Here is a 19527-nt window from a genome sequence, read left to right as displayed (position 1 = left end):
TCTCCTTAGCCCAATAGAGTGCGCAAGTGCGCCGCAACGCCATCCTGCGTTACCGTAGTTTGCTCACCAGAGCGCAGGTCTTTAACTACCACTTCGCCGTTGGCCACTTCGGACTCACCCAGCACCAGTGCGATACTTGCGCCCCACTTATCGGCACGAGCAAACTGTTTTTTAAAGTTGCCGCCGCCGTGGTTGGTCATCAGCTTAACGTCCGGCAGCGCATCGCGCACGCGTTCGGCAAGCTGCATTGCCGCAGACTGCGTATCCGCACCTGAGGCCACCAGGTATATATCGACAACAGGATCGGCTTTAAATTCCGGATTAACTGCCTGAACCAGCAAAACAAGTCGCTCAAGGCCCATCGCGAAGCCTACTGCCGGTGCTGCGCGACCACCCAGTTGCTCGACCAGACCGTCATAACGACCGCCAGCACAGACGGTGCCCTGCGAACCGAGGCTGGTGGTGACCCACTCAAATACGGTGCGGTTGTAGTAGTCCAGACCGCGCACCAGACGCTGGTTAACGGTATAAGCAATGCCCGCCGCTTCAAGCAGCTTGCACAGGCCGGCAAAGTGTTCGCGGGAATCCTCATCCAGGTAGTCACCCAGCGCTGGCGCATCATTCAGCAGCGCCTGTACGTCAGGATTTTTGGAATCGAGTACGCGCAGCGGGTTGCTGTACATACGACGCTTACAGTCTTCGTCGAGCTTCTCTTTGTGCTGTTCCAGGAACGCCACCAGCGCATCGCGATAGTTCGCACGCGCTTCCAGAGAACCGATAGAGTTCAGCTCCAGGGATACGTGCTCAGAAATACCGAGCGCACGCCACCAGCGGGCAGTAAGCATAATCAGTTCAGCATCGATATCTGGTCCTTGCAGACCAAACACTTCCACGCCAAGCTGGTTGAACTGACGGTAGCGGCCTTTTTGCGGACGTTCGTGGCGGAACATCGGGCCGATATACCACAGGCGCTGCTCCTGATTGTACAGGAGACCATGTTCGATGCCGGCGCGTACGCAACCCGCCGTCCCCTCAGGACGCAGGGTCAGGCTGTCGCCGTTGCGGTCCTCAAAGGTATACATCTCTTTTTCAACCACGTCGGTTACTTCGCCGATCGCGCGTTTGAATAACGGGGTCTGCTCTACAATCGGCAAACGAATTTCGCTGTAACCGTAGCTGCCGAGCACCTGCTTCAGTGTGCCTTCAATGCGCTGCCAGATGGCGGTTTCGCCAGGCAGATAATCGTTCATGCCGCGGATGGCTTGAATGTTTTTTGCCACGTTTATTCTCTTTCTATATACAAAAAAGAACCCAAAGAATGGGTTCAATCATACATGGGAAGCAGCCTGCTTCCCATCACGTTATTTTTCAACCTGCTGAACGCTGATGCGCTGCGCTTCGTCCATCATCGTCGCTTTTGCACGAATGCGGGCTTCGAGCTGGTCGATCATGTCACTATTATCCAGACGATCTTTACGAACGCCATCCTCATAGAGACCACTTTTCTTGTTACCGCCGGTCACGCCCAGCGTGGACACCAGCGCTTCACCCGGACCGTTCACCACGCAGCCGATGATGGAAACGTCCATCGGGGTGATGATGTCTTCCAGGCGCTGCTCCAGAGCATTCACGGTGCCGATCACGTCAAACTCCTGACGTGAACAGGTTGGGCAGGCGATGAAGTTGATCCCACGCGCGCGGATACGCAGTGATTTCAGGATGTCGAATCCGACTTTGATCTCTTCCACCGGATCGGCGGCCAGGGAGACACGTAACGTGTCGCCGATGCCTTCAGAGAGCAGCAGGCCGAGACCAATCGCAGATTTTACCGAACCGCTGCGCAGACCGCCCGCCTCGGTGATGCCAAGATGCAGCGGCTGATCGATCTGTTTTGCCAGCAGACGATACGATTCAACGGCCAGGAAGACGTCAGACGCTTTCACGCTCACTTTAAACTGATCGAAGTTAAGGCGATCCAGATGATCGACGTGACGCATTGCGGATTCGAGCAGCGCCTGCGGCGTCGGCTCACCGTACTTTTCCTGGAGATCTTTTTCCAGAGAACCAGCGTTTACGCCGATACGGATTGGAATGTTTTTGTCGCGGGCACAGTCAACCACCATGCGAATGCGATCTTCGTTGCCGATGTTGCCTGGGTTAATACGCAGACAATCGACACCGTATTCAGCGACTTTCAGCGCGATACGGTAATCGAAGTGAATATCGGCAACCAGCGGAACACTCACCTGCTGCTTGATCAGTTTGAACGCCTCGGCGGCGTCCATGGTAGGCACAGAGACGCGAACAATGTCCGCGCCGACGCGTTCTAATGCTTTGATTTGATTGACCGTCGCTTCTACATCCGTAGTACGCGTATTGGTCATCGACTGGACGGCGATAGGCGCCCCATCGCCGATTGGCACGTTCCCAACGTAAATCCGTTTCGATTTTCTACGTTGAATAGGAGCCTGGTTATGCATGTAAAATCTCCCGCATTGCCCGTCTGTTACTGTGCTGCTGATTGTTCGGCATTAACGGTAAGACGCGCAACCTGGTTAGTTCTGATAAAGCGGCTCAGATCGACAGGTTTTCCTTGATACTGGATCTGTACCGCTGCCGGTGCGCCGATTTTAAGCTTGTAAGGTGCCTGGCCCGTTAGATTTAACGTGCCATCTTTACGTTGCAGGCCGCTGAACAGCTTTTTACCTGTCGCGTCAGTCACTTCCAGCCAGCAATCAGCCGTAAAATTCATCACCAGCGCATTCGGGTCAACGGAAGGAGCCGCCGTGCCAGCCGGGTCAGTTGGCAGTGACGCCGCGGTGTTATCTGCCGGTGCCGTTGCCGCAGGGGCGGTATCAACATTGGCCTGAGAAGGTGATACGACCGCGTTCTGATCCTGGGTCTGGGTGGCTGGCGCTGTATTCGTCGTCGCTTCTGGCGTCGCCGCTGGCTCGGTTGCAGGCGTGTTGCTTGCTGCCGACTGAGGTTCGCTGGAGGTCGCCCCTTCGGTGCTCAACGGCACGCTTTGCGCGCCGTTATTACCAGACTGATTAAGCTCAGCGGAGGACTGATCGGCCATGGTGGTGATCTCTTCCTGCTGCGCTTTGTGGTTTTGCCACCACCATGCGCCCGTCAGGCCGACAACCACAAACAGGACCAGCCAGGTAAAGCTCATCAGCCAGCCATCGCGTTTTTTACGACGTTTACCCAGAGAGAAGCTTTGCATCGGCGCAACTTTTGCCGCACGCACAGGCGCCTGCTTCTCCATCATCGGCAGTAATTCGTCTTCAGGGATATGAACCAGTTTGGCGTAAGAACGGATATAACCGCGCAGAAACGTTGAAGCCAGATCGGCGGGTGCCTTATCTTCTTCAATATCGCGAACGGTGGAAACCTTCAGGCACAGGCGTTCTGCAACGGCTTGCTGGCTAAGTCCGAGTTGTTCACGGGCGTTGCGAAGACGAACGCCAGTGGAGAGTGCTGCATTTTGATCGTGAGTGGCTTCAGTATTCATTCGCTACAACTACTGGTACGTGAAAATAAGGGTTCAGGTGCCGGTGAGTCACAATGCCACCCGCACCGCGAAACTTTAGGTCAGTTAACCTGGAACAAACAGTATAAGACTGTCGGGCCGCAGATGACAGCGCTGGCAGGCCTTCACGCTAAACTGTTGTTACGTCGTTACATACTGCCCGAAAGTCGTATGAAACGCACCGTAATTATTAATCAGTCGTGATGATTGTGACTGAATATTCAGTAAATTAATGCTTCACGGCGCAAAAAATGCGCCGTGTCTGCATAATAATCAAACGGTTTTAACCGCGATTGACTCACCCTGCATACGCTTACGCAGCGTACGCTTGGTACGGTCAATAACGTCACCCGCCAGCTGGCCACAGGCTGCGTCGATATCGTCGCCACGCGTTTTACGTACGATGGTGGTGAAACCATACTCCATCAGCACTTTTGAGAAGCGATCGATACGGCTGTTCGAGCTACGGCCATACGGCGCGCCCGGGAACGGGTTCCATGGGATCAGGTTGATCTTGCATGGCGTATCTTTAAGCAGTTCAGCCAGCTCATGTGCATGCTCGGTACCGTCGTTAACATGATCCAGCATCACGTATTCAATGGTCACGCGGCCCTGGTTAGCGTTGGATTTCTCAAGGTAACGGCGCACGCCAGCCAGGAAGGTTTCGATATTGTACTTTTTGTTGATCGGCACAATTTCGTCACGGATGGCGTCGTTTGGCGCGTGAAGAGAGATGGCCAGCGCAACGTCAATCATATCGCCCAGTTTGTCCAGCGCAGGCACCACGCCGGAAGTAGAGAGCGTAACGCGGCGCTTGGACAGGCCAAAACCGAAATCGTCGAGCATAATTTCCATCGCCGGAACGACGTTGGTCAGGTTGAGCAGCGGTTCACCCATCCCCATCATCACCACGTTGGTGATTGGACGTGTACCGGTGACTTTCGCCGCGCCCACGATTTTCGCGGCACGCCAGACCTGGCCGATGATTTCCGACACGCGCAGGTTACGGTTAAAGCCCTGCTGCGCCGTAGAGCAGAATTTGCACTCCAGCGCACAGCCCACCTGAGAAGAGACGCACAGCGTGGCGCGATCGTCTTCCGGGATATACACGGTTTCAACGCGCTGATCGCCAACGGCAATGGCCCACTTGATGGTGCCATCTGAAGAGCGCTGCTCTTCCACCACTTCCGGTGCGCGGATTTCAGCCACTTCTTTAAGCTTATTGCGCAGCACTTTGTTGATGTCCGTCATGTCATCAAAGTTGTCGCTGCAATAGTGGTACATCCATTTCATGACCTGATCGGCACGAAACGGCTTCTCGCCCATCTCTTTAAAGAACTCGCGCATCTGCTGACGGTTCAGGTCCAGCAGGTTAATTTTTCCATTTTTATTAGGAACCGCAGGAATGGCGACTTCGGAGGTATTCACTAATTCAGACATAATTTTTTCCGGCCTCGTTGTTACACGTTGTGGCCCTTGGTGGGTTGAAAAGAAACGCCCCGGTAAGCAGTCTGCTCGTCCGGGGCGTTGCATTGTACAAAGTCTGGCGCAGGGATGCCACGTTTGCACGCGGCATTTACGAAATTATTAGCGAGTGCGCGGGCACACTTCGCCTTCAGCGAAGAAGAACGCGATTTCGCGCGCAGCAGATTCAACAGAGTCGGAACCGTGGGTGCCGTTCTCGGTGAAGCTGTCTGCGTAGTCGGCGCGCAGAGTACCTGCCAGTGCGTTGTCCGGGTTGGTTGCACCCAGCAGATCGCGGTGACGCTGTACCGCGTTTTCGCCTTCCAGTACGGATACCACGATTGGGCCAGAAGTCATGAACTCGACCAGACCGTCAAAGAATGGGCGACCTTCGTGCTCAGCGTAGAAGCCGCGAGCCTGCTCAACGGTCAGGTGCAGCATTTTGGTACCAACAATTTTGAACCCTGCAGATTCAAAGCGAGCGAAGATGCTGCCAATAACGTTTTTTGCCACCGCGTTTGGTTTGATGATGGAAAAAGTACGTTCAATAGCCATGATAACCTCTGTCAATGTTCTGTTGTTTTGCATACCTGAGTATGGTGTGGCGCGGATTATAAAGAGCTATAGCGCTATTGCCTATGGTTCTGCATAACATTTTTTTAAAATGAGACGAAGATTAGCAACAGTCCGGGTTTCGCATATCGTGTTGATGGTGAAAACAGAGCGGACACTGCTTTTCATCAGGCGTAAATGACCAGAAATGACGGTGGCACGTCAGGCAAACGGCTTCATATGCCAGTATGGCCACGTTTTTCGCTGTTCCTTCTGTTCGCGTCACTTTTATCGCCGCATGCTGGCATACCGCTTCGCAGCCACCGCAACCGGTACAACGTCCGGTTTCGACGACCAGTTCAGCGTTCTCAAACCGAATCGCGTTTTCCGTACAACTCCGCCAGCACGCGCCGCACAATACGCACGTTCCGGCGTCGAGAGCTATCTCTGCCTCACTAACCCCAGAAAACGCTCTGCGCAGCTCACGCTGACCGGGCACGACGCTACAGGTCCGGACATCCTCACGGGGAACGTGCATCAGCGCACGGCGGGCGATATTAACCTCGTTGACGGGTAAAAGTTTAAACGCCCATGCCGCTTCACCGCGTCGACGAAGCACAAGATTAAGCCGGGCAATCGCCAGCAGCCAGTCAGGATACTGCTCCACGTCGATACTGATAAAACGAACATGGTGCTGTGCATGCCAGAGCAGCAGTTCATTTACATCCGGCGCACGTTCAGTAAAAGGCCCGACAAGCGTATCGCCACACAAAAAGCGTTTTCGCGGCGTGATGCCGGTGATGGCCTCAGTGGGGCAAACAAACAGGCAGTCACCGCATTCAATACAGCGGTTCTCATCAACCGAGACGCCTGAGTCGGTAAAAGAAAAAGCCTGCACAGGACAGACGTCCGCGCAGGCGAGGCAGGAAGAGTGGCGAAAACGGCGACGGACGCACGCATGCGTCACGTCCATCGCCGGGGCAAAGGTCAATCCGCCCATCAGCCAATACTGAAGAAAACAAAGCGCAGCATCAGCTCACCGACAATCAGCAACGCGCCTCCCAGCAGTATGGGAGATCGCGCCGCTTTCAGACCGCCCGCAGCAAAGCACAGCATACCCGCAACGGATACGCACCAGCTCAGCAGATGAACGGTTCGCAGTTGCTCCAGCATCTGTAGCGGTGCATGAGGGAACGTCACCACGGTGTGGTCCATAGCCGTAATATCTGCCAGCCAGACGGGCTGCATCACCAGACGCACAAGCACCAGCAGCGTGATAATGACAATCGCCGCACGCACGGTTGACTGGGAACGCGTCCCAACGGCCATGCAGGCTGAGCCGATAATCCCCACCGAACCGATAAACAGCACCAGAGTGTTAACATGCTGCCATGTCACCACGGATGCGTGCATGTAGATCTGCGCCATGCAGAACACATCGACTAAACCAACCAGACCTGCCACAACCAACAGTGGCTTCCAGCCTGGCTTTTTGACAAACATCAGCAGCGTTGCGAAGCCAAGCGCCGCAAGATAAAGACTGGCAAAGATAATCTCACGGCTCAGCCAGGAGCTGGATACGTGGCGCAGCGCGTTAAAAGCATTAAGCGGATAGCCCATGTGCAGCGCGGAGGCGAGCAGCCCCAGGCTCGCCAGCACAAACGCTCCGGCAGCCGGCAGCAGCGCGCTACGTTGCGTGCTTCCGAACGCCAGCCACAGCGTAACGCCAACCGATCCTTGCAGGAACAGCGTAAAAATCAGTAGCGGTAACTCATGCATGACATTTCCCCTCTTTCTCTGCGCCCTGATGCGCTTTGATCACCAGGTTTGGTTTGGTGATGGAGGAATCAGGCAAGCCTTTCACATCACAGACCGCACCATACTTCGCCCGCAGTTCATCAATCGGCCCGAATTTAATCGCTTCGAGTGGACAGGTTGCCACACAGACGGGCTGCTCTCCCTTCGCCTGGAGATCCACGCAGAAATCACATTTGGACATCTGCCCGGTCTGCTCGTTGAGCTGTGGCGCGCCGTAAGGGCAAGACCACGCGCAGTAGCCGCAGCCGACGCACTTATCAGTATCAACGCGCACAATGCCGTCTCCCGGACGCTTGTGCATCGCCGTGGTCGGACAGTTTTTAGTGCAGATTGGGTCTGCACAGTGGTTACAGGAAATAGAGAGCGTGTAGGCAAACACATTGTTGCTGACGCCGCCCTGCCCGGTTGGGATGAAATTCCCGCCATTGACTTCATAAACGCGACGGAAACGACGTCCGACCTCAAGGTTGTTTTTATCTTTGCACGCCACCTGGCATGCCTTGCAGCCCGAGCAGCGAGAAGAGTCGATATAAAAACCCAGCTGTTTGTCGCTCACCGGTGCGTAATGTTTAAACTGACTCATGCTTTAGCTACCTCCACCAGCATGGTTTGATGGGAATTCCCTTTCGCAAGCGCGGTAATACGGGCGGAACTGAGCACGTTCGCGCAGCCGCCTTTATCGATACCCTGCTCGTCCGGCTGCCACCAGGCGCCTGCCTGCATGGCCACCACGCCTGGAATGATGCGCGGCGTGACCTCCGCCGGGATCTCGCAAATGCCGCGCGCGTTATGAATACGCACGGTATCCCCCTGCGCAATGCCGCGCTTTTGCGCATCCTGCGGGTTGATCCACAGCTTTTGCTGCTGCGCCTCAATTAACCACGGGTTGGCGTACTGGGTGGAGTTAGCGCGGTTTTTCCCTTTCCAGGTGATCAGCTGGAGCGGGAAGGTTTTCGCCAGCTCGTCTTCCGGCCCTTCATGGGCAGGCACGTAGTGCGACAGCGCCGGAATTTCCGGGTGATGCATGTCGTACAGACGCTTCGAGAAGATCTCAATTTTTCCGGACGGCGTCGGGAACGGATGATTCTGCGGATCGCGAATGTTGTCTTCAAAGGCAACGTACGGCGCGCTTTTGAAAAGATGCTGACGCGTCTTCTGTAGCGTCGCGAAGTCCGGCAGGTTTTCATCCGGCATGGACAGCCGCGTCTGCTCCCAGATGTGCTCAATCCACGCTTTTTCGTCACGGCCCTCGCTGAACGCTGGCTCGACGCCAAGCTTAGCAGCGACCTCCCGCAGCCAGTCGTAGTCTGAACGGCGTTCGAATTCAGGTTCAATGAGCTTTTCTGACAGGATCAGATAGCTTGCCGTGCCCCAGGTTTCGCCGATATTCCAGCGTTCCATAAAGCTGGTTTCCGGCAAAAGCAGGTCGGCGTATCTGGCGCTAGGCGTCATAAACAGATCGCTTGCGACGATAAACTCGATTTTCGACTCGTCTTCCAGGACACGGGTTGCCTGATGAAGATCCGGGTTCTGGTTAGCCAGATAATTGCCCGCCAGCGAGAACAGGATGCGGATATTGCTGTCCAGCTTCTCAGCATCCTTCAGGCCATCTTCCGCGGTTACCTTAGAAGCATCATCAGCAGCCTGCACCCAGGTCATGACCGAAATTTTGGCTTTGACCGGGTTGTCCGGCATCTCTGGCCCGGCCGCAAATTTGCGGTTTGCGCAGCCTCCATAGCCTGCTGCCCAGCCGCCTTTCACCCCAACGTTACCCGTCAGCGTGGCCAGTATCGTCGAGCCGCGCGCGGTGCGCTCGCCGCAGTTGTGACGCTGCGGTCCCCAGCCCTGGATCAGCGCGGCGGGTTTGGTGGTTGCGTAGTCGCGCGCCAGCTGACGAATAGTTTGTGCAGGCACGTGAGTGATTTTCTCTGCCCACTCGGGCGTTTTCGCCACGCCATCCTTTGCACCGCTCAGGTAAGCCATCAGGGATTCATTGGCCGGAACGCCTTCTGGCATGGCGTCTTCGTCAAAGCCCAGGGTGTAGCGTTGAATAAAGTCGCGATCGTGCAGATTCTCCGTGACGATCACATACATCATCGCGTCCATCAGGGCGTTGTCCGTGGCAGGAAGCAATGGGATCCACTGATCGGCAAGGGAGGAAACCGTATCGGAATAGCGTGGGTCAACAACGATAAAGCGCGTGCCGTTTTGCTTCATCTTCTGGTAGAAGTGGTTGCTGTGCCCGAAGATGGTTTCCGTCGGGTTATGCCCCCAGAGAATGACCAGTTTGGTGTCCAGCAGCGTGTCCAGAGAGCTGCCGCTGGCGGCGGTGCCATAGGTATACGGCGTTGCCGCCGCCGTGTTACCCATACTGACCGAGTGATAGCTTTCGAGATAGCCGCCGGTTAAGTTGAGCAGACGACGAACCATTTTATCGCCGGAAAAGGTCCCGCCGGACACCGCGGTGCCCACATGAACATAGCGTGACGCAGCACCGTATTTTTGCGTAATAGTTTTTAATTGATTCGCAATAAGGGTGGTGGCTTCATCCCAGGTAATACGTTCGAATTTTCCTTCGCCACGTTTACCCACGCGTTTCATTGGATATTTAAGCCGATCGGGATGATAAACAAATTTCCGATAAGCCCGACCACGAACGCAGGCGCGCATCACTGGCATCTGCGGATCCAGCGCGTTATCCGGTCGCGTTGAAATTCGGGTCACAACGCCATCACTGACGTGAGCACGAATATCACACTTGCCGCCGCAGTCAAACGTACTACAGGTTTGCACCACTTTTTCTTCAGGCGTAGCGTCTGAAACCGCCGCGTCCTGTGCCTGTACTTTGCCGGTTTTGACGACAAACGGCAGGGCGGCGAGCGCCGACCCTGCCTGAATAAAATGACGCCGGGATATGGCGGGAATAAGCCCTTCTCCCTGATGTTTATTTTTTTTCATTGCTCGTTCCTTCAAATAAAAACGCATTCTCGTTTTTTTTCAGGAACGAATATTGATAATTATCAAGCTAACTCTTGAGGAGTAACACTTAGCGATCTAATTCAAAATTCACCGTCACCGTTTGTCCTGTTTCATCTAATACAATTAATTGATATTTACCAGGCAAATATAATTGCAGTGAATAATTCTTCTGATGCCCGTCCAGCGGTTCGCCATTCAAAAACCACCATCGTTGCCCCTCCCCGCCGCTGGTTGAAACGTTGAGGGTAATATTTTTCTCACCTGGAAGACGTTTAATTACCGCCCCTTCTCTGACGCCTGACAACATCAGCGGCGCCGCATTATGGTTATCCAGCGGAGGGCAAATCGCTGAACGGGCGGGGAGACGAGCAGCCCGTTTTTCGGCAGCAGGCAGCCAGGGCTCCAGCGGCAGCGGCCAGACATCCAGCACTTTTTCTGTCGCATCAGGACAATCCGCCGCAACGCGTTTGCCTTCTTTATCCAGCCAGACCGGGAAACGGATCCCGCGAATACCTTCCTGTTCCGGCAGCAGCAGCGTAGGCGGTTCACTGCCTTCCAGCAGCCAGGTTGACAGCCGACGCCGACAGTTTTCGCTCCCTTCAGGCAGGGACTGGCCCCCCGGCCAGCAAATCACGCCCCGTCCTACGCTTGCGGGACGCGGATCGCGCGGCAGGCGCGCTTCATCCACCATCGAGCGGGACTGAAGCATGTTATTGACCTGATTCAGGAGCGGTACCGCGCTGGCGAAACCAAACTGCCCGGCAACGGGCGTGCCGTCCGGGCGTCCGGTCCAGATTCCGATGACATAGCGGGCATTCAGGCCGATGGCCCAGGCATCCCGGTAGCCATAGCTGGTGCCCGTTTTCCACGCCAGCGGCGCAACCTGGGGCAGCGCACTGTCCGGCAGGGGCTGTGCTTCATTAGCGAGAATGCGACGAATAATCCACGCCGCCCCCTGCGATAACAGCGGACGTTCGATCAGCGGATCGCCCGGCTGTAAACGCAGCCGGCCCGCCTTACCCTGACGCGCAAAGGCGCTATAGGCGGCAGCGATATCAGCCAGGCGTGCGCCTGCGCCCCCCAGGATCAGAGAGAGGTTGGGCTGTGCCCCCGCAGGCAGAATGAGCGGTAATCCCGCGTTGCTCAGCATTCCGGCAAAACGTTTTGGGCCGTACGCTTCCAGAACCTGCACCGCAGGCAGGTTGAGGGAACGCACCAGGGCTTCGCTCATACTGACCGGCCCATGGAAGCCGCTGTCAAAGTTGCCGGGACGATAATCCCCCGTTTTTCTTGGAACATCCTGTAATAACGAAGCGGGATGGATCAGACCATCGTCCAGCGCCATGCCATAGATGAATGGTTTGAGAACCGATCCCGGCGATCGGATCGCATTGACCATATCTACGTGGCTGAAACGGCTGTCATCATTGATATCTACCGAGCCTACCCAGCCACGCACTTTCATGGATGTATGATCCACGACGATCATCGCCAGCGAACTGCGGGCGGGCAGGCGTGATTTCCAGTTCATTGCCAGCTCTTCAAGCTGTCGTTGCAATGCTGCATCCAGCGTGGTGACTATTTTTGTGTCACGACTTTTACTCAGCATCATGCGGGAAAAGAGCGGCGCCAGCTGCGGCATCTGCCGGGGGGCCAGCCAGACCGGCTCTTCACGGGACTCTTTCACCTGCTTCTCAGACCAGACGCCCTGAGTCAGCATGCGGTCGAGTACTTTGTTCCGCGCCGCTTCGGCACGTTCCGGCCAGCGGTCCGGGCGCAGACGGCTGGGTGCTTGTGGTAGTACAGCCAGCAGCGCCGCGTCGGAATAGCTCAGCTGAGACGGCGGTTTGCCAAGGTAAGTCCAGCTTGCCGCGCCCACGCCCTGCAACGTGCCGCCAAACGGGGCACGGTTCAGATACAGCGTCAGGATTTCACGCTTGGAGAGATGCCACTCCAGCTGCATCGCCCGCCACAGCTGACGAATTTTACCGCCAAAGGTTCGCGAATGCGGATCCAGAAGGCGTGCCACCTGCATGGTAAGCGTGCTCCCGCCAGAAACCACTCTCCCGGAGGTGAGATCCTGCCAGGCGGCACGCACTACAGAAAGCGGATTGACGCCCGGGTGATCCCAGAACCAGCGATCTTCATACTGGATCAGCGCCTCGAGATAGCGTGGGGAAACCTCTTTAATGGTAACCGGATAGCGCCAGATGCCTTCGCTGTCGGCAAAACGCCACAACGGAACACCCTGCTCATCCACCACCACTCGCGCAGGGTTGACCTCTTTCAGGGGCAACGGCCACACGCGGTCAGCGACGACAATCAGCCCCCCTGAAACGAGAAGCGCTCCCGCCAGCCACAGCCAGCGGGAGCGAATCAGGCGTGCTATCCGCATCTTACGGAACAACGATCAGCGGGCCACTGGCCGCTCCCGTTGCCCGCCACTGCGGAACGTACATGGACTCGACCATCGGAACAGGCACCTGGTAGGTTCCCGGCGTAACGGCACGGGCCAGGTAAACCAGCGTGACCGGCTGACCTTCATTGACCGGCACCGCGGCCACAAAGCGATCGTCGCGGAATTCCATGTGCTGAATATCAGACTGTTGCATCTGATTCAGCAGGTTTTGCACTTCACTGCCGCTGTCTTGCAAGCTGGCGCTGCTGCTCGCCAGATTCTGGTTTTCCAGCTCCAGACCTGCCGGGAGCAGATCCACCACCAGCGCATCCGGCACGTTCTGGCTGGCCTTCACTTCCAGCCATACCAGAACCAGTTCACCGCTCTTCAGAGAAGAGAGCGACTTGCTGCTGCCATCTGTCGCCAGGATATGACGTTCAATCTGCAAGACATTCGAGGATGGCTGAGGCGCATACTCCGGATAGCCAGTAGTGTCCAGTCGTACCCACAGCGGCGTAGTGCCGGTATTCGTCATCTGCAACGCACCAATCTGATCGCCGTTCAGGTTTTCTACCTGCGCTTTATCACTGCTCTGGGTCTGTTCAGAGAGGGAGGTCGTTGCCTGCCACGCACCTGACAAGGTTTGCAGTGATCGTCCGGCCAGGAACAGCGCATTGCTCTCCTGGGTAGACAGCCAGCGCTGGCTGAACGCGTCTTCAGATAACGCGTTCAGCAGCCTGTTTTGCGCATCCGGCAGCAGCTTGTACTCTTCCAGCAGGGAGAGCATCAGGGCATTATCACGCAGCTGGCTGCCGTAATCCGCCATCCAGTTTCGGCTGTCGTTACGGGGTGTTTTGAGAGCCAGATCCAGCGCCTGCTGGCTGCGCGGTGCATCCCCCATCAGTTTGAGTGCCATGCCCAGCTGCATCAACGGAAGCCCGGAAGCAGCCTGACCGTGGCGCTCCCAGATTTCACGCAGCGCACCGAGCGGCGCTTTTTGCTGACGCGCCAGCACCAGCGAAGCATACGCCTGGACAGCAAATTTGCTGGCCTGGGTGTCGTCGCTGTAGCGGATGGACATCATGCCCGGATCCTGTAAATAGCGCAGCAGTCGGCTGTTGGCGTTATTCACCGCCTCGGCAGGCACGCTGTAACCCTGCTCCCCTGCCCGCACCAGGAAGTCCGTGACATAGGCGGTCAGCCAGTACTCTTCCGGGCCGTTTTTATCCCACAAGGCAAAACCGCCATCGTCACGCTGCATTTGCAGCAGACGGGAGATCCCGATATCAATGGCCGCACGGCGTTTATCGTCGGTATCGCCTTTAATGCCCAGTGCCTTCAGCTGTGCCGCGTTGGTGTAGAGGGACGGGAACAGGCCGCTGGTGGTCTGCTCAAGACATCCATACGGATAGGCCTGAAGTTCACGTATGTAGCGCGCCAGGTTCAAAGGTGGTTTACCGCTGAGCAACAGCTGCCCCTGTAGCGTGGCAGGCGAGAAACCGTCGATATGCTGTGCTGGCGCACTCCAGGATTCGCCAGGATTCAGCATCGTGCCCGTATTCACGGTTTGCGCCGGGAATGCGGGACGCACGCCAATTTTCCAGCTCTTCTGCTGCGGCGCAAACGTCTCACCTGGGAGCTGAAGGCCCGTCACCTGAACAGTCACTTCCCCATCGCCATAGCCCTCCAGGGCACGCACCGGTATAAACAGGGTGCTACGTGCGCCTGGCGGCAGCTTAACCGGCTCTGGCTGAGCACCTTCGAGCGACAACTTACCGGCTGCGGTTAACGCAATGCTCAGCGTTTGCGGCTGGTCAGTCAGGTTAGTCAGGTCCAGCGTCAGGCGGAAGGTATCGCCACTTGCGAGGAACCGCGGCGTGTTAAGCTCGGTGATAATCGGAGCCGCCACAATGATTTTGCTTTCGCTGCTGCCGAAATCGTCTTCCGTCCAGGCCTGCGCCATCAGACGCAGTTCACCGTTGAAATCGCCAATCGGCAGCGTGATGGTGCCTTCGCCGTTGGCATCAAGCGTAACCGGCTGCGCCTGCTGGGCAATAATGGTGACATGGTTCACCGGTGGCTTACCGCCGCGTTTCAGTTCATCGCCGTCTCCGCCAAAGCGCAGTGCGGCCAGACGTCCCTGACCTTCAATCACCTGGCCGTAAACATCATAGATGTCCGCGCCATAGCGCTTCTGACCGAAGAAAGCTTGCCACGGATCCGGCGTGACGTAGTCGGTAATGTTCAGCACGCCGCTATCGACAGCCGAGACCAGCACGTTCACCTTCTGTGGCACAGCCCCCTCTTTTACGCTGGCTTTCACTTTCACAGAAAGCGTCTGGTTCGGACGCATTTTTTGCGGGTCATCCAGTGCGATGTTCAGGCGACGATTTTCGTCCCCCATTGGCAGATGCAGCAGGCCAACCGCCCGTTTTGGCGTGGCGGATTTTGATTTATCGCCAGGACGAACCACCAGCGTGCTGAGATAGAGATCGTGACGTTTCCAGGCCTTGTCGACCGGGATAGCGAGATCCAGACCGTTAGCCGGTACGTCGATCTCTTTCCACCACAGCGGCCCTTCACTGGACTCGATCATCGCATAGCCCTTGCCTGCGGCCGGCGCGGCGATGTGCAGTTGGATGGTATCGCCTGGCTGATAGGATGGCTTATCCAGTTTCAGCGTCACGCGGTCAGGGCGCGCGGCCCCGGTGCCGTCGCTGTTATCCTGCCAGCTGTAGCCTGCCCAGAAGCGCACGCTGCTGACCATGTCATCAGGGGCTTTCACTTCCAGACGGTATGAGCCCCACTCCACCGGGAAGGTGACTTTACCGGTTTCATCGGCCTTGAGGTTTAGCTCCTGCTCGCCCTCAACCAGATCTTTTTGATCAAACTGAGACTGCCAGCCCTCACTCTCGGACCAGTTCCAGAAGTAGTCACGACGCTCGCGAATCAGTCGTACCTGTAATCCGGAAACGGCCTTTTTGGCTCCGCTGGCATCGGCATAGACGATGTCGAAGCTGGCGTTGCCGTTCTCGTCGACGATCGGCTGGTTGATGGTAGTATCGGTGCGGTAGTCGTAAACCGCCTTGCTGGCGAACTGAGGGCGAATACCCGGCAGCTCAGCCGCCGGCCAGATGGACTGCTCAGCACGACGCGTCACCGGACGCCCACCTGATTCCAGCAGGCTGGCCTGCAAAATCAGTTGCAGCGGCGAGTGCACCTCTTTCCACTGGCTTTCGGTGGTAACCTGTCCGCGCCCCTGTTCGTCCAGCGTAAGCTGTACTTCATCCAGGCTGCGGCTCAGGTTCTCCTCGGCAATATCACCGAACTGGAAGCCAGGCAGCCCAGGCACCGCGTCACGTAGCGGACGCAGGAAAAGCTGGCCTTGCAGAGAATTGCCGTTAGCTGGCGCGCCGTACAGGTAATAGCCCACAACGTTAAAGTCCACATCCTCCTGCGGGGAAACCGGCGTTTTTTGCCCGGTCAGATTCAGCGCCATACGCTCAGGCATAAAATCTTCGACGTGGAAATCCCACATGCGCTGTTGGTTATCCCCCGTATTCGCGCGAATATGCCACATGCCGGTCTGGGCGCCGCTATCAAGCGAATAGTTGAAGCGATAAAGGCCGTTCTCAGGTTGCACAACGACCGTACGCGCTACCTGGCCGTCCGGACGCAGCACGTCAAGTTTTACCGGCTGCTCGGGAAGCGGTTTGCCATCGCTGTCGCGAAGCAGGCCGTTCAGGATCACCGTTTCACCCGGACGATAGAGATCGCGCGGGCCAAACATAAAGAACTGTTTGCTGTAACCCGGGTTACCGGCGATATCAAACTCCGCCAGATCCAGCGCCGGAAGTTTGAGATCAAGAAGCGTGGTCTGGCCATCTTTACTGGCCAGGATCAGCGCGGCTTCTTTATCGGTTTCCAGTTTCGCATGACCATCGGCGTCGCTGTTCGCCTCGGCCAGAGTCTGCCCTTTATCGTTCAGAAGGGTAATGGTCACGCCTGACTGCGCCGCACCGTTTTCAAGACTCTGGGTGAAGATGTCCAGGCGGTTATGATAACGGTGAGCGGACAGCCCAATATCACTTAAGGTAAAGAGCGTCGCGGCGTTACTGTAGTTATAGTGACCAGCCTGATTCATCACGGCGATATAGACGCCAGACTGCTGGAGCGGCTTAATATCTTTGAGCGGCAGGAGCAGTTTTTCACGCGTGTTGCGCGCCGGGTTGAGGTCGAAACGGCCGGTGTAGACCAGTTCCGCCATCTTCAGCAGATTGTCAGATTCCCAGTTGGTCAGCGAGTTACGGTACTCCCACTGGCTGACAAACGAGGCCAGCGACTCCGGCTTAACGCGGTAGAAGTTCACGTCCACATTGTTGACGTTGAGCGCCATCACCGGCAACCCTTCCACCACTTTACCCGGCAGCAGCGATCCGCGGCTGGCGAATCCGACCGTCGGTTCAACATCCCGGGTGGTGATCGCTTTTTCATAGTCAATGCCGAATGTCGCTTTGTTCAGCGCCAGCAAATCACGTTCGACGGTGACAACCAGATTACGATTCGGCTCCAGATGGCGCAGGCGCAGCTCTTTCAGATTGGGGGCCAGTTCCCAGGCGCCGTCCACTTTGCCGCTTTTTTTATCCACCACATGTACCGTTTTCGCAAAATCCTGGCTGGGATCCAGCGGTACAGAGAAGGTCAGAACCAGCGTCGCGGCGCCGTCGAGTTGCACTTCAGAGGCATCCAGCAGCGTCAACGCCTTACCCTGACTCTGCGCGGCCAGCTTAGCCAGCTTTTCAGGATCCGGTGTTGCCGGGGTTTTCTTTTCTGATGCAGTAGACGCTGCGGGGGCAGCGGCCTGAGGTTTGTCGTCGCTGTTATCACAGCCGACAAGCGTAAAGGTGGTGAGCAGCGCGAGAGAGATCGCAGCTAAGCGAAACGGTTTCATCCTGTATCCCTGGCCTGAGGGGCCTGTTGGTCATCGTCCGGATAAGTATTATCCGCAAGTTTCGTTAATACAAAAAGTCCAATTTTATAATCTGGAAAGCACCTCGCAGAATGGCATCACGCCGCTACGCCGTGATGGAACCGCGATCACAGCGCATAACGTCACATGTTACCTTTCACGTCATTTGTTTTTAAAACAAGAAGATAGCTGGATAAGCTCGCATCAGGCCTGCTAGTTTTATGACCATGACGCACCCTGAGTGCGCGGTTCAATAAGAGAGAAAGCCATGAAACGAGCCGTGAACGCCCTACAAAATTTCGGAAAATCACTTTACGGACCTGTACTTATCTTACCCATCGTAGGCCTGTTTATCGCCTTTGGGAATGTGCTGGGTAACGGCAATCTGGCCGAGTACCTGCCGTTTCTTGGCCACCCGCTGATCCAGAGTGTCGGCCAGCTGATCGCCAAGTCTGCCGTGTCGGTGCTGGTCAACCTGGCGCTGGTGTTTGCCGTTGGTATCCCCATTGGACTGGCAACCCGAGACAAAGGCTACGCGGCGCTGATTGGGCTGGTAACTTTTATCGTGTTTATCAATGCCATGAACGTGACGTTACAGCTTCAGGGGGAACTGGCCCCTGCGGAACAGATGAAAGCCGCCGGACAAAGCATGGTGCTGGGCGTCCAGGTGCTGGAAATGGGCGTTTTCGCCGGGATCCTGACCGGGGCGCTCTCCGGTTATCTGTACAACAAATATTCCGGTGTCCAGTTTAACGGCGCGATGGCGATTTACTCCGGCCACTGCTTTGTCGCGATTGTAATGCTGCCTGTCTCTATGCTGCTTGGCGTGATCATGAGCGAACTCTGGCCGTACGCACAGCATGGAATAAGCGCCCTGGCGCTGGCGATCAAAGGGTCCGGTCCGTTTGGCGTGGCGATCTACGGTTTCCTTGAACGCATTCTGGTGCCGACGGGCCTGCATCATCTGGTCTATACGCCGTTCCTGTATACCGAACTGGGCGGTACGCAGGAGGTGTGCGGTACGGCTTACCAGGGCGCGCGCAATATCTACTTCGCCGAGATGGCCTGCCCGGACGTGAAGCAGCTCAGCAGTACCGTGGTGTGGGATGCGCGCGGCATCAGCAAAATGTTTGGCCTGCCTGCCGCGGCGCTGGCGATGTATATGACCGCCAGGCCAGAGCGTAAAGCGGCGGCGAAAGCGATTCTGATCCCGGCGGCGCTGACCTCGCTGCTGGTCGGCGTAACCGAGCCGATTGAGTTCTCCTTCCTGTTTGTCGCCCCGCTGCTGTTCGTGGTGCATGCGGTGCTGACCGGTATCGGCATGATGCTGTTCTCGCTGTTTGGCGTTCACGCCATCGGCGCCAACGGGATTATCGATTTCATCCTCTACAACCTGCCGCTCGGCACGGAGAAGTCCAACTGGCCCATGTACATCGTGGTCGGGCTGATCATGTTCACTCTTTATTTCGTGGTATTCCGCTTCCTGATCCTGCGCTTCAACATGAAAACGCCGGGGCGTGAAGATGAGGACCAGGAGACACGCCTTTACAGCAAGCAGGAGTACCAGGCGAAGGGCAATAACGACGGGCTGGGCGAATCGATCGTTGTGGGTCTGGGCGGTCGGGAAAACATAGAGGTGGTGGATAACTGCTACACCCGCTTACGCGTCACGGTGAAGGACGTCGCCATCATCGACGAACCGCGCCTGAAAGCGACCGGCGCGAAAGGGATTATCAAACAAGGTAACAACGTTCAGGTGGTCTACGGGCTGCATGTCAAAAAAATGCGAGAAGCCGTTGAGACGTTTCTCTGAAA

At 56.5% G+C, this 19527-nt stretch carries 12 protein-coding genes; 1 reads left to right on the top strand and 11 read right to left on the bottom strand.

Features of this window, described 5'->3' with window-relative positions:
- Positions 1–5 precede the first annotated feature (5 nt).
- From hisS to ACOTX1_RS00220, 11 genes are all read right to left on the bottom strand, one after another.
- Positions 6–1280: a histidine--tRNA ligase gene (hisS, locus tag ACOTX1_RS00270; protein ID WP_022649001.1), complete on the bottom strand. Its 1275-nt coding sequence runs from the start codon at positions 1278–1280 to the stop codon at positions 6–8.
- Positions 1281–1361: 81 nt separating this feature from the next.
- Positions 1362–2480, bottom strand: a complete 1119-nt coding sequence (ispG, locus tag ACOTX1_RS00265; protein WP_023314646.1) for a flavodoxin-dependent (E)-4-hydroxy-3-methylbut-2-enyl-diphosphate synthase — start codon at positions 2478–2480, stop codon at positions 1362–1364.
- A gap of 26 nt (positions 2481–2506) precedes the next feature.
- Complete coding sequence (rodZ, locus tag ACOTX1_RS00260) at positions 2507–3514, bottom strand: cytoskeleton protein RodZ (RefSeq protein ID WP_003860621.1); 1008 nt, start codon at positions 3512–3514, stop codon at positions 2507–2509.
- A 291-nt stretch (positions 3515–3805) separates the two neighbouring features.
- On the bottom strand, positions 3806–4972 hold the full coding sequence (locus ACOTX1_RS00255) for a bifunctional tRNA (adenosine(37)-C2)-methyltransferase TrmG/ribosomal RNA large subunit methyltransferase RlmN (protein ID WP_003860623.1): 1167 nt from the start codon (positions 4970–4972) through the stop codon (positions 3806–3808).
- A gap of 147 nt (positions 4973–5119) precedes the next feature.
- Positions 5120–5551 carry a nucleoside-diphosphate kinase gene (gene ndk, locus ACOTX1_RS00250; protein ID WP_003860625.1) on the bottom strand — a complete coding sequence of 144 codons (432 nt, stop codon included), beginning with the start codon at positions 5549–5551 and terminating at the stop codon, positions 5120–5122.
- A gap of 121 nt (positions 5552–5672) precedes the next feature.
- Positions 5673–6548 carry a 4Fe-4S binding protein gene (locus ACOTX1_RS00245; RefSeq protein WP_023314647.1) on the bottom strand — a complete coding sequence of 292 codons (876 nt, stop codon included), beginning with the start codon at positions 6546–6548 and terminating at the stop codon, positions 5673–5675.
- Entirely contained in the window at positions 6548–7327 is a 780-nt protein-coding gene (locus ACOTX1_RS00240) for a dimethyl sulfoxide reductase anchor subunit family protein (RefSeq protein WP_023314648.1), read from the bottom strand. The genes ACOTX1_RS00245 and ACOTX1_RS00240 overlap by 1 nt, the downstream gene beginning before the upstream one ends.
- Positions 7320–7949, bottom strand: coding sequence for a DMSO/selenate family reductase complex B subunit (locus tag ACOTX1_RS00235; protein ID WP_023314649.1), 630 nt, complete (start codon positions 7947–7949; stop codon positions 7320–7322). Before ACOTX1_RS00235 ends, ACOTX1_RS00240 begins: the two co-directional genes overlap by 8 nt.
- Complete coding sequence (locus ACOTX1_RS00230; RefSeq protein WP_023314650.1) at positions 7946–10324, bottom strand: DMSO/selenate family reductase complex A subunit; 2379 nt, start codon at positions 10322–10324, stop codon at positions 7946–7948. The genes ACOTX1_RS00235 and ACOTX1_RS00230 overlap by 4 nt, the downstream gene beginning before the upstream one ends.
- A gap of 88 nt (positions 10325–10412) precedes the next feature.
- Positions 10413–12740, bottom strand: a complete 2328-nt coding sequence (pbpC, locus tag ACOTX1_RS00225) for a peptidoglycan glycosyltransferase PbpC (protein ID WP_023314651.1) — start codon at positions 12738–12740, stop codon at positions 10413–10415.
- Between the two features lies 1 nt (position 12741).
- Positions 12742–17694, bottom strand: a complete 4953-nt coding sequence (locus ACOTX1_RS00220) for an alpha-2-macroglobulin family protein (protein WP_023314652.1) — start codon at positions 17692–17694, stop codon at positions 12742–12744.
- A 286-nt stretch (positions 17695–17980) separates the two neighbouring features.
- On the opposite strand from ACOTX1_RS00220, the gene ACOTX1_RS00215 reads away from it, so the two are divergent.
- The gene (locus ACOTX1_RS00215; protein WP_003860637.1) at positions 17981–19525 is read left to right on the top strand and encodes a PTS transporter subunit EIIC; all 1545 of its coding nucleotides are present in this window, start codon (positions 17981–17983) and stop codon (positions 19523–19525) included.
- Positions 19526–19527 lie beyond the last annotated feature (2 nt).

Origin of the sequence: Enterobacter cloacae complex sp. IR5401, assembly GCF_049238425.1 — a bacterium.
In the GTDB taxonomy this organism is placed as follows: Bacteria; Pseudomonadota; Gammaproteobacteria; order Enterobacterales; family Enterobacteriaceae; genus Enterobacter; species Enterobacter hormaechei_C.
Note: the sequence above shows the minus strand (reverse complement) of the source record. Positions and strands in the feature narration are given on the sequence as shown.